Origin of the sequence: Corynebacterium frankenforstense, assembly GCF_030211955.1 — a bacterium.
Classification (GTDB): Bacteria; Actinomycetota; Actinomycetes; order Mycobacteriales; family Mycobacteriaceae; genus Corynebacterium; species Corynebacterium frankenforstense_A.
Window position 1 is genome coordinate 1 of record NZ_JASODI010000032.1, and the last position, 11,813, is coordinate 11,813.

Sequence of the window (11,813 nt, forward strand, 5' to 3'; positions counted from 1 at the left end):
GCCACCCGCCGGGCGGGTGGCTCCCACGCCCACGGTGTCACCCGCGACGTCGACAATCGCCGCGCCCACGGGCGGGTTGGGGCTGGTGGTGCCGCGCACGGCGGCCGAGGCGGCCTCGGCGGCGGCGAGCGCCTCAAGCTCGCCGGGGCGCAGGTGCGGGAAGCGGGACTGGCCCGCCCCGGCCGGTGCGTCCGTCAGGGTCACCGCTGCACGGCCTCGGCGGCCTCCGCGGCGGCGGCGCGCAGCTCCTCGACGGCGGCGGCCGGGTCATCGGACTTGTAGACGGCGGAGCCGGCGACAAAGACGTCCACGCCCGCGGCGGCGGCTTCGCGGATGGTCTCGGCGTTGATGCCGCCGTCGATCTCGACGGTCAACTCCAGGCCGCGCTCGGCGATCTCGCGGCGCAGGGTGCGCACCTTGTCCAGCTGATCGGGCATGAAGGACTGGCCGCCGAAGCCGGGCTCGACGCTCATGACGAGCACCTGGTCGAACTCGTCGAGGACGTCCAGGTAGTCCTCCAGCGGGGTGCCCGGGCGCAGGGAGAACGCGGCGCGCACGCCCTTCTCCCGCAGGTGGCGGGCGAGTGCCACGGGGTCCTCGGTGGCCTCGACGTGGAAGATGACGGTGTCGGCGCCGGCGTCGATGTAGCGGTCGACCCAGGTCTCCGGCTCCTCGATCATCAGGTGCACGTCGAGCGGCTGGTCGGTCAGCTTGTCGACGGTCGCCGTGATGTCGGGGCCGAAGGAGAGGTTGGGCACGAAGTGGCCGTCCATGATGTCCACGTGGACCCAGTCGGCGGTCTTGATGCGGCCGATCTCCTCGCCGAGGCGCGAGAAGTCGGAGTTCAGGATCGAGGGCGCGATGATCGGTTGCGGCATGCCCCCGAGTCTAGCGACGCCGAAGGACCGCGAAGAACATGGCGTCGGTGCCGTGGCGGTGCGGCCACATCTGCACCGAGGGCGCCTCGCCGACGTCCGTCATCCCGCCGACCAGCCCGTGGGCGTCGAGCTCGACGGCGCCGAGCTCGTGGACGGCGCGCTCGACGACCTGGCGGGTCTCGCGCACGTCCGGCGAGCAGGTCGAGTAGACCACCGCGCCGCCGGGGCGCACGAGGCTCAGCGCGGAGCTCAGCAGCTCGAACTGCAGCACCGACAGGCCCGGGATGTCCGCCTCGGACTTGCGCCAGCGCGCCTCGGGCCGCCGCCGCAGCGCGCCGAGCCCGGAGCACGGCGCGTCGACGAGCACGCGGTCGAAGCCCGGCTCGAGGCCCGGGTCGCGGCCGTCGGCGACGTGCACGGTCACCGGCAGGTCGCCGCAGGCCTTCTCCACCAGCTTCGCGCGGTGGGCGGCGGTCTCGACGGCGTCGACGTGCGCGCCCTCGATGCGCGCGATCGCGCCGGCGAGCGCGGCCTTGCCGCCGGGGCCGGCGCACAGGTCGAGCCAGCGGCCGGTGTCCTCGCCCTCGAGCTCGACCTCGGTCAGCGCGCGGGCGATGAGCTGGGAGCCCTCGTCCTGCACGCCGGCCAGACCCTGGCGCACCGGCTCGAGCGTGCCGGGGTCGCCGCCGGGCAGGTAGACCGCGTACGGCGAATACCTCCCCTGCTCGCCGCCGGTGATCAGCGCCAGCTCCTCGGCGGAGATCTCGCCGGGGCGGGCGACCAGGTGCACGTGCGGGCGCTCGGAGTCGGCCTCGAGGGCGGCCTCGAGCTCGCCCTCGGGCAGCACCTTGGAAAACGACCTCGCGATCCAGGCCGGGTGCGCGGTGCGGAAGGCCAGCGCCTCCAGCGGGTCGGCCGGGGTGAGCTGCTCCAGCCACTCCTCGACCGGGGTGCGCGTGACGGTGCGCAGCACGCCGTTGGCGAAGCCCTTGGCCTTGAACCGCCCGGTGGCGCCGACCAGGCGCACGGAGGTGTCCACGGCCGCGTGCTCCTCGACGCGGGTGTAGAGCAGCTGGTAGACGCCGAGGCGCAGCGCGTCGAGGACCTGCGGGTTGATCGACTCGATGCCCTGGGCGGCGCACTTGTCGATCACCGCGTCGACCACCCCGAGGGTGCGCAGGGTGCCGTAGGTGATCTCGGTGGCGAAGGCGGCGTCGCGGCCCTTGAGCCCCAGCGCGCGCAGCTCGCCGGGCAGAGTCAGGTTGCCGAAGGCGTCGTCCTCGGTGACCTTCAGCAGCGTCTCGAAGGCCGCCTGGCGCGCCTTGTCGATGCCGCGGTAGTCGCGCCGGGCCTGCCCCTCGTCCGATTGACGACGCCCGCGGTGGTCGCCGTTGCCGCCGCGCGCACCGTCGCGCCCGCGCGCGCCGCGGGCGTCGGAGATCTTGCGTCCGTCGCGGCGGCTGCGCCCGTGGCCGTCGGTGCCGTGGTTGCCGCGGCCGGCGCCGGCGGCGCCGGACCGGGCGCGGCCCTTCCTGCTGCGGGAGCGGAAGCCCCCGCCCTGTGCGTTCTGGCTCACTGGAACGTGACTCCTTGCTCCTCGTCGGTGGTGCCGGACAGTGCCCCGCGGGCCCAGTCCTCGGCGGCCATGGCCTTCTTGCCCGGCGGCTGGATGCGGGTGAGCTCCACGGCGGCGTCGGCGGTGCCGACGACCACGCTGTGGCGGCCCGCGTGCACCGCACCCGGGCGGCCGGCGACCGGGGCGGCGGCCTCGGAGTCGGCGGCCAGCGGGACGACGCGCCCGAGCTTCATGCGCCGCTCGCCCCACATGGTCCAGGCGCCCGGCGCCGGGGTGTGGGCGCGGATGATCCGGTCGGTCTCGGCGGTGGGCCGGGTCCAGTCGATGCGGGCGTCGGCGCTGTTGATCTTCGCGGCGTGGGTGGGCTCGCCGCCGAGCTCGGCCTGCGGGCGGGTGGTGAGCGTCCCGGCGGCCAGCCCGTCCATGGTCTCGGCGAGCAGGTCCGCCCCCGAGTAGGCCAGGCGGGTCAAGAGGTCGTCGGCGGTGTCCTCGGGCCCGATCGGCTCGTGGGTCTGGGCGAGCACGTCGCCGGTGTCCAGGCCGGCGGCGATGCGGAAGGTGCTCGCCCCGGTCTCGGCGTCGCCGGCGGCGATCGCGGCCTGCACCGGGGCCGCGCCGCGCCAGCGCGGCAGCAGGGAGAAGTGCAGGTTGACCCAGCCGTGCTCGGCGACGTCGAGCAGGTCCGGGGTGATCAGGTTGCCGTAGGCGACCACCGGCAGCGCGTCGGGGGCGAGCTCGGCCAGGCGGGCGCGCAGGGCGTCGCCGTCCTCGGTGCCGGGCTTGAGGGTGGCGGGCTTGAGGACCTCGATTCCGCGCTCGGCGGCGCGGGCGGCCACGGGGCTGGGGTGCAGCGTGCGGCCCCGGCCGCGGCGGGCGTCGGGGCGGGTGATCACGGCGAGGACCTCGTGGTCGGAGTCGAGGAGCCGGTCGAGGGCGACGACGGCGGGTTCCGGGGTGCCGGCGAAGACGAGTCTCAGGTGAGTCATGTGCGCTTCCCGCGCGCTCCTTTCGGTGCAGGTTCCGGCGCCGCTTCCGGCGCGTTCAGGGGGTCCATTGTAGCGCCGGGGCGCGACCCGGCCGCGCACGCCGGGTGGGCGGCGGGGCGGCGGGGCACGCACGCGGCGTCGACACGCGACTGTGGCCCCGCCCACGGAAAACCCGGCCAAACCGCTGCGGGCGCGGTCGCCCCGGTGTCAGGATGGGTGCACTTGCATCCGTGAAAGTTTTTCTCCCCGGCGCAGGCGACGGCGGGACCGACGCGGAGCCCGGCGAAGACCGCGAAGACAAGGAGGCCTGAAGTGACTGCTCCCCCACCCGAGGTCCGCGAAGCCGTGGCCGGCAGGCCCGCGCCCTTCAGCGTGCTGGACCTGGACGCCGCGCGGGCCAACGCCCGCGACATGGCACGGCGTGCCCGCGGCACCCCGATCCGCCTGGCCACCAAGTCGCTGCGCATCCGGGAGCTGATCTCGCGGGTGCTCGAGGTGCCCGGCTTCTCGGGGCTGCTCTCCTACCACCTCGGCGAGGCGCTGTGGCTGGTCGACGAGGGCGTCTGCAACGACATCCTGGTCGCCTACCCGTGCGCGGACCCGGACCTGCTGGCCGCCTGGGCCGGTGACCCCGCCTACCGCCGGGCCGTGACGGTCATGGTCGACTGCCCCGGCCACCTGCGCCTGATCGAACAGGCCGCCGAGGCCGTCGGGCTGGAGACGTGCCACCCCGACCCGGACTGGAGCGAGCCGGACACCGACGCCGCCGAGCTGCGGGTGTGCCTGGACGTCGACGCCTCCTACGTCATCGGCCCGGTGCACATCGGGGCGCGACGCTCCCCGGTGCACTCCCCGGCCGAGGCCGAGGCGATGGCCTCGGAAATCTGCTCGCGGCCCGGCATGCGCCTGGTCGGCCTGATGGCCTACGAGGGCCAGATCGCCGGGACCACCGACACCTCCCCGGCGATCGCCGCGATGAAGCGCCTCTCGGTCGACGAGCTGGCCGGGCGGCGGGCGAAGGTCGTCGCCGCCGTGGCCGAGCGGCTGGCCGTCGACGGCCTCGAGCTCGAGTTCGTCAACGGCGGCGGCACCGGCTCGATCGAGACCACCCGGGCCGAGGAGGCCGTCACCGAGATCGGCGCCGGCTCCGGGGTCCTCGGACCAGGCCTCTTCGACCACTACAAGACCTTCACGCCCCACCCGGCCGAGTGGTTCGTGGTGCCGGTGGTGCGCCACCCGGCCCGCGGCTTCGTCACCGTCGCCGGCGGCGGGCGGGTCGCCTCCGGGGCGCCGGGCGACGACCGCCTGCCCGTCGTGGACTACCCCGAGGGGCTGCGCACCATCGCCCTCGAGGGCGCCGGCGAGGTGCAGACCCCGCTGCGCGGGACGGGTGCGGACCGGCTGCGCCTGGGCGACCACGTCTGGATGCGCCACGCCAAGGCCGGAGAACAGGCCGAGTGGACCGACTCGGTACTCGTCGTCTCCGACGGGCTGACCGTGGCCGAATGGCCGACCTACCGCGGAGAGAAGAGGAGCTTCGTATGACCACCCCGACCCGAACCACCCGCCGCGGCGCCCGCGCGGGCGCCACCTGGCGCAACTGGTCCGGCGCGCAGGCCGCCCGGCCCGGCGAGGTCGCCCGCCCGGCCACCGAGGCCGAGGTCGTCGAGACCGTCACCCGAGCCGCCGAGGCCGGCCTGCACGTCAAGACCGTCGGCGCCGGGCACTCCTTCTCCGGGGTGGCCGTCACCGACGGGGTGCTCATCAGCCTCGACGAGCTGTCCGGCGTGGTCAACGTCGACCGCGAGGCCATGGAGGTCACCTTCCTGGCCGGCACCCGGCTTCGCGACGTGCCGCGCCTGCTGCGCCCGCACGGACTGGCACTTGCCAACCAGGGCGACGTCGACCCGCAGTCGCTGGCCGGCGCCATCGCGACCTCCACCCACGGCACCGGCCTCGGCTTCACCGGCCTGGCCGGCATGGTGCGCCGCCAGCGCATCGTCACCGCCGAAGGCACCGTCCACGACGTCGGCCCCGGCGACGAGCTCTTCGAGCTGGGCCGCGTGCACCTCGGCGCCCTCGGCGTGGTCACCCGGGTCACCGTCGCGGTGGTCGAGACCTTCGTGCTGGCCGCCGTCGAGCGCGCCGAGCCGGTCGCCGCGCTGCGCGACGACTTCGCCCAGGCCGCCGCCTCGGCCGACCACGTCGAGTACTACTGGTTCCCCGGCACCGACGTCGCCCACGTCAAGCGCAACACCCGGCACACCCTCGCCGAGCGCGACCGGGTCGCCGCCCCGATCCCGCGCTGGCGCGCCGTGTTCGAGGACGAGCTGGCCAACAACGTCGCCTACCGCGCCATGTGCGCGCTCGGGCATTTCGCGCCGGCGGTAACGCCGACGCTCAACCGGCTCTCGGCGCGCTTCCTCGCCCAGCGCGAGTACTCGGACCTGGCCCACGACGTCTTCGTCTCCGCGCGCCGGGTGCGCTTCAACGAGATGGAGTATGCGGTGCCCCTTACCGACGCCGCCGAGGTCCTCCGCGAGGTCCACCGCCGCCTGGACTCCCGCGACGTGCAGGTCACCTTCCCCATCGAGGTGCGCGCCACCGGCGCCGACGAGGTGCCGCTGTCGACCGGCTACGGCCGGCAGTCCTGCTACATCGCGGTGCACCGCTACCACCGCGACGACCACGAGGAGCTCTTCGAGCTCATCGAGCCGGTTCTGGTGGCCGCCGGCGGGCGCCCCCACTGGGGCAAGCTGCACACCCTCGACCACGACGGCCTGGCCGCGGTGCACCCGCACCTGGACGCCGTCGGCGAACTGCGCGCCCGCGTCGATCCTGAGGGCATGTTCCGCAACCCGATGATCGACCGCGTCTTCGGCCTGGATTGACGACGTCCCGCGGGGCACCCACCCCGGGCGCCCTCACGGTTGGTGCGGGGCCACCCCAGCCCTGTGACGAGGCGTCGCCGCGCCCCAGTGACGGAGCGAAGCTCCGTCACCCGACGGAGACGGGGTCGACCTGGATGCGCAGCGGCAGGTCGTCGCGCCGTGCCACCCGGGCCACGGCGGCAGCCTTGAGCGCGCGGCCCAGCTCGCCGGCCGGGCCGAGGGGCACGCGCACGAGCACGCGCTGCGGCGGGCCGAAGCGCTCCTCGTCGTACTCGCCGGGCAGGCTCACCCCGGCCGGCAGATCGACGGGGCCGAGCACCTCGGCGCCGGCGGGCAGCTCCGTCTCCTCGATCAGGGCGTCGACGGCCGCGGCCGCTCCGTCCACGGCGGCCAGGTGCACCGCCGGCGGCAGGCGCACCTCACCGCGCTGGTCGAGCTCGGCGCGCGCGGCGGCCGGCATGTCCCAGCGGATCAGGTGCTGGACCACCGGCAGCGCCGAGTCGGCGACGACGATGACGCGCCCGCCCTCGCGCGCCGGGCGCACCCTGGTCGCCACCGCCGTCCAGGCGGCGAGTGTGCGCTCGGTGGCGCGCAGATCCTGGCGTCCCAGCAGCGCCCAGGTGTCCAGCAGCAACGCCGCGCCGTAGGCGCCGCCGCCGGCTACCTCGGGTTCCGCACCCGGGGTGGCGACCACCAACGCCGGGGCGTCGTCAATCTCCTCGATGACCCGGTTGCCGCCGGAGACGATCACGCGCGTGCCGGGGAAGGCACGGCCGAGCTCCTCGGCGGTGCGCTGGTTGCCCAGCACCACGGCACGCAACCTGGGCGAGCCGCACTCCTGGCAGCGGAAGCGCGGCTCGAGGCGCCCGCACCAGCGGCACTGCGGCACGGCCGCGCGCTGCCCGTCGGTGGCCTCGGGCACACCGAGCGGGCCGTTGCAGGCTCGGCAGCGGGCCGGGGTGTGGCAGTTGCCGCAGGCCAGGGTGGGCACGTAGCCGCGCCGCGGGGTCTGGACGAGCACGGGGCGCCCGGCCGCGACCCCCTCGCGCAGGGCGGCGAAGGCGACCGAGGGGATGCGCGCCTGGCGGGCGCGGGGGTCGCGGGCGAGGGCGGCCTCGGAGTCGGCGGTGGCCTGCACGCGCGGGGCGCGGGCGCGCAGGGCCTCGCGCGGGGCGACCAGGCCGTGGGCCCAGCCGGAGCGCACGAGCAGCTCGGCCTCGGCGGTGCGGGTGTGCCCGGCGACGATCAGCGAGCACTTCTCCAACGCCGAGCGGGTCGTGAGCACCTCGCGGGCGTGTGGATAGGGCGCGCGCGGCTCGACGAGGTTGTCGTCGCCGTCGAAGAGGCAGACCGCCAGGCGCAGGTTCTGCACCGGCGCGAACGCGGCCGAGCGGGTGCCGATGACCAGGCGGGCCTGCCCGTGCAGCACCGACAGGTAGCGCCGGTAGCGCGCCTGCGGGCCGAGTGCCGCGCCGAGCACAGTGACCTGGCGGGCGGAGACGAGGGTGCGGCAGGCGGCCTCGAGCTTGTCGACGTCGCGTTGGTCCGGCGCCACGATCAGCGCGCCGCCGCCGTCGGAGACGACGGCCACCGCGAGGGCCGCCAGCGCGGCGGCCCAGTCCTCCCCCGGCGCGATCTGCAAGGCGGCCCGCGCGGTGCGGCCCTCGATAACGGCGTCGACGAAGGACTCGCCGTGGGTGTAGCCGGACCAGGCGGACAGATCCGCCTCGGCCGGCTCGCCGAGCTCCTCCCAGGGAGTGTCGGTGTCGGCCTCCTCGGCCTTGGCGTGGCGCGGGGGCACGGCGGCGCGGATGAGGTCGGAACGGGTGCCGGCGTAGCGGTCAGCCAGCTTGTCGATGAGCGTGGCCAGGCGTTTCGGGTAGACGATCTCCGGGGAGATGACCCGCTCCAGGTAGCGCAGGCGGCCGCCGTGCTCGCTGTCGGAGACGCGCTCGAGGAGCAGGGCGTCGACGAGGCGCCCGGAGAAGCGGATGCGCACGCGCACGCCGGGGCGTGCCTCGGCGTCCTGGTCGGCGGCGACGAGGTAGTCGAAGGGCCGGTCCAGGTGCGGCAGGCCCAGCAACGGCAGGACCCGCGCCACGGGCCGGGTCTCGGCGGGGGCGCGGGTCGGTGACATACCGCGGGATTCTACCCGCGGGCGCCTGCCCGGGTCACGGCTCAGCCGAGGCCGACGGCGCGGCGCAGCTCCTCGGCGCGGTCGACGCGCTCCCAGGGCAGGTCGACGTCGGTGCGGCCGAAGTGGCCGTAGGCGGCGGTCTGGCGGTAGATCGGGCGCTGCAGGTCGAGCTCGCGGATCACGGCCGTGGGGCGCAGGTCGAAGACCTTCTGCACGGCGTCCTGGATCGCGGCGTCGTCGAGCCCCTCGGCGGCGGTGCCGAAGGTCTCCACGTACAGGCCCACCGGGGCGGCGCGCCCGATGGCGTAGGCGACCTGGACCTCGGCCTTGTGCGCCAGCCCGCCGGCGACGATGTTCTTGGCCACCCAGCGCATGGCGTAGGCCGCCGAGCGGTCGACCTTGCTCGGGTCCTTGCCGGAGAAGGCGCCGCCGCCGTGGCGGGCCATGCCGCCGTAGGTGTCGACGATGATCTTGCGGCCGGTCAGCCCCGCGTCGCCCATCGGGCCGCCGAGGATGAAAGAGCCGGAGGGGTTGACCAGGAGGGTGAGCTCGTCGGTGCGGTAGCGCTCGAGGTCGGCCTGGGCCAGGACGTGGTCGAGGACGTGCTCGCGCAGGCGCGGCTCCAGCCAGGCGGAGTCGACCTCGGGGTCGTGCTGGGTGGAGATGACCACGGTGTCCAGGTGGGTCGGGTTGCCCTCGGCGTCGTAGGCGAAGGTGACCTGGGTCTTGCCGTCCGGGCGCAGGTGGTCGACGATGCCCTCCTTGCGCACCTCGGTCAGGCGGCGCGCCAGGCGGTGGGCGGTGGCGATCGGCAGCGGCATGTACTCCGGCGTCTCGTCGGTGGCGTAGCCGAACATCAGGCCCTGGTCGCCGGCGCCGCCCTGGTCGTCGGCCTCGTGGCCGTTGCCGGAGCGGACCTCGTGGGAGGTGTCCACACCCGAGCCGATCTCCGCGGACTGCTCGCCGATGGCGATGTTGACCGCGCAGGTGCGGCCGTCGAAGCCGACCTCGGAGGAGGTGAAGCCGATGTCGAGGAGCGTCTTGCGCACCAGCAGCGGGATCTCGACGTAGGCGCTCGTGCGCACCTCACCGACGACGTGGACCTGCCCGGTGGTCACCAGGGTCTCGACGGCGACGTGCGCGGTCGGGTCCTCGGCCAGGATGGCGTCCAGGATCGCGTCGGAGATCGCGTCGCAGATCTTGTCCGGGTGCCCCTCGGTCACGGACTCGCTGGTGAACAGTCGCACCGTGCTCGCTGTCTCTGCCACTTGATCGCTTCCTTTGCTCTCGCTTCGACCTGTTGCGCCGCGGCGGGGCGTTGCGGCCTGCGTCTGCGCAGGTGCCGGGCCGCGGCCCGGCCCGCCACGGCGCGGGGCGCCGGCGTGGCGGGTCGGATTCCCGGACCACATTAGACCAAGCGGTCTAATCCTGCAATGCCGAGCTGTCCGCGTGTCGGATGCGCACGACCTCCGCGAGGATCTCCGCGGCGATCTCCTGCTTGCTGCCGCGGGGCACCTCGCGCACCTCGACGTCGGCCGGTGCGGCCGCGCCCTCGGGGGCGGTGAGCAGCCAGCCGGCGTTGTCCGGGGTGCCGAAGGCCCTGCCGCCGCCGACCTCGTTGCACAGGATGACGTCGCAGCCCTTCTTGAGCAGCTTGCGGCGGCCGTACTCGAGGGCGTCCGCGTCGGCGTCGCCGGTCTCGGCGGCGAAGCCGACGATGACGGTGTCCGCGTCCAGGACGCCGCTCTCCCGGGCCTCGACGACGCCGCGCAGGATGTCCGGGTTCTCGGTCATCTGGAGGGTCTCCAGGCCGGCCTCGGCCTCGGAGCCCTTCTTCATCTTCGCCCCGGCCACGTTGGCCGGGCGGAAGTCGGAGACGGCGGCGGCCATGATCACCACGTCGGCGTCGGCGGCGCGCTCGTCGACGGCGGCCTTGAGCTCGGCGGTCGACTCGATGCGGGTGACCGTGGTGTTGGCGGGTGTCGGCAGCGCGTCGGTGGCCCCCGCGACGAGCTCGACGTGGGCGCCGAGCTGACCGGCGAGCTCGGCGAGGGCGAAGCCCTGGCGGCCCGAGGAGCGGTTGCCCAGGTAACGCACGGGGTCGAGGGCCTCGCGGGTGCCGCCGGCGGAGATGACCACGGTGGTTCCCTCCAGCGGGCGCGAAAGCCCGCCGCGGGCGGCGGCGGTGCGGGCCAGCTCGACGATCTGGGCGGGCTCGAGCAGGCGGCCTGGCCCGGAGTCGGGCCCGGTCAGCCGGCCGCTGGCGGGGTCGAGCACCGTGATGCCGCGGCGGCGCAGCGTGGCGACGTTGTCGCGGGTGGCGGCGTTGAGCCACATCTCGGTGTGCATCGCCGGGGCGACGACGACGGGACAGGTGGCCACCAGCACGCTGGCGGTCAGCAGGTCGTCGGCACGCCCGGCGGCCAGGCGTGCGATGAGGTCGGCGGTGGCCGGGGCGATGACCACGAGGTCGGACTCCTGGCCGACGCGCACGTGGCGGACCTCGTCGACGCCGGTGAAGACGTCGGTGGCCACGGGGTTGCCCGAGAGGGCCTCGAAGGTCGCCGCGCCGATGAACCTCAGGGCGTTGGGGGTGGGCACGACGGTGACGTCGGCGCCGTGCTCGGAGAACTCGCGCACCAGGTGGCAGGCCTTGTAGGCGGCGATGCCGCCGGCCACGCCGAGAAGCACGCGCGGGGCGCGGGCGGGCGCCTCTCCCCCGGTCTCGCGCGGCGCCTCGTCGTGCGCGCGCTGCGCGTGGCGGTGGTCGGTGTGCGGGTCGGTCACGGGTGCCACTCCCCTGGGCTCGTCGGTGCGGATGGTCCGGCGCTTCCGCGGATGCGTCCGCGCTCATCCGCCGAACATACCCCGCCCATGCACGCCTGCGCCCACGCCCACGCACGCCGACGCCCCCGTGCCCCACCGCACAAACGGTGGGCGCACGGGGGCGTCGGAAAGCAGACGTCGGGGTGGGGTCACCCCGAGGGGCCTAGCGGCCCTCCTCGTACTCGAGAAGGCCCGCGTCGATCTCGCGCAGCGCGATCGACAGCGGCTTCTCGCCCGGCTCCGGGGTGACCAGCGGCCCGATGTACTCGAAGACCTCGTTGTCGGCCTGCTGGTAGTGCGCGTTGATCTGGCGCGCCCGCTTGGCCGCGAAGATCGCCAGAGCGTACTTCGAGGAGACCTTCTCGAGCAGACGGTCGATCGGCGGGTCGGTGATGCCGACCGGCGGATCGAAGACCGGCTGGTTTTCTTCCGTCTCGTTAGTCACGTTAGTCACTCACACCTGTGTTTCTTCGGTTGCGTTGAATGCGGCCGCGGCGGACCGGACGGGCACACACGTCC

General features: G+C 74.6%; 9 protein-coding genes and 1 pseudogene. 2 read left to right on the forward strand and 8 right to left on the reverse strand.

Features of this window, described 5'->3' with window-relative positions:
• From QP119_RS11235 to fmt, 4 genes and pseudogenes are all read right to left on the reverse strand, one after another.
• Positions 1-153 (reverse strand): annotated as a pseudogene (locus QP119_RS11235) (bifunctional diaminohydroxyphosphoribosylaminopyrimidine deaminase/5-amino-6-(5-phosphoribosylamino)uracil reductase RibD); the annotation flags it as partial.
• 47 nt (positions 154-200) lie between these two features.
• Positions 201-878 carry a ribulose-phosphate 3-epimerase gene (rpe, locus tag QP119_RS11240; RefSeq protein ID WP_284776230.1) on the reverse strand — a complete coding sequence of 226 codons (678 nt, stop codon included), beginning with the start codon at positions 876-878 and terminating at the stop codon, positions 201-203.
• Positions 879-888: 10 nt separating this feature from the next.
• Positions 889-2,454, reverse strand: coding sequence for an RsmB/NOP family class I SAM-dependent RNA methyltransferase (locus QP119_RS11245; protein WP_336620425.1), 1,566 nt, complete (start codon positions 2,452-2,454; stop codon positions 889-891).
• Positions 2,451-3,431, reverse strand: coding sequence for a methionyl-tRNA formyltransferase (gene fmt / locus QP119_RS11250; protein WP_284776240.1), 981 nt, complete (start codon positions 3,429-3,431; stop codon positions 2,451-2,453). Before fmt ends, QP119_RS11245 begins: the two co-directional genes overlap by 4 nt.
• Before the next feature lie 321 nt (positions 3,432-3,752).
• Between fmt and QP119_RS11255 the strand changes: the two genes are divergently transcribed.
• Complete coding sequence (locus tag QP119_RS11255; protein WP_284776232.1) at positions 3,753-4,985, forward strand: amino acid deaminase/aldolase; 1,233 nt, start codon at positions 3,753-3,755, stop codon at positions 4,983-4,985.
• Positions 4,982-6,331, forward strand: a complete 1,350-nt coding sequence (locus QP119_RS11260) for a D-arabinono-1,4-lactone oxidase (protein ID WP_284776234.1) — start codon at positions 4,982-4,984, stop codon at positions 6,329-6,331. Before QP119_RS11255 ends, QP119_RS11260 begins: the two co-directional genes overlap by 4 nt.
• A gap of 106 nt (positions 6,332-6,437) precedes the next feature.
• On the opposite strand, the gene QP119_RS11265 is transcribed toward QP119_RS11260, so the two are convergent.
• The 4 genes from QP119_RS11265 to rpoZ all read right to left on the reverse strand — a co-directional run bounded on the left by QP119_RS11265 (position 6,438) and on the right by rpoZ (position 11,748).
• Positions 6,438-8,468 (reverse strand): primosomal protein N', encoded by a 2,031-nt coding sequence (locus QP119_RS11265; protein WP_284776236.1) that lies wholly within the window; start codon positions 8,466-8,468, stop codon positions 6,438-6,440.
• A gap of 41 nt (positions 8,469-8,509) precedes the next feature.
• Entirely contained in the window at positions 8,510-9,736 is a 1,227-nt protein-coding gene (metK, locus tag QP119_RS11270) for a methionine adenosyltransferase (protein ID WP_284776238.1), read from the reverse strand.
• Positions 9,737-9,890: 154 nt separating this feature from the next.
• Entirely contained in the window at positions 9,891-11,159 is a 1,269-nt protein-coding gene (gene coaBC, locus QP119_RS11275; protein WP_284776242.1) for a bifunctional phosphopantothenoylcysteine decarboxylase/phosphopantothenate--cysteine ligase CoaBC, read from the reverse strand.
• Positions 11,160-11,457: 298 nt separating this feature from the next.
• Positions 11,458-11,748, reverse strand: coding sequence for a DNA-directed RNA polymerase subunit omega (gene rpoZ / locus QP119_RS11280; RefSeq protein WP_075663755.1), 291 nt, complete (start codon positions 11,746-11,748; stop codon positions 11,458-11,460).
• Positions 11,749-11,813: the final 65 nt, after the last annotated feature.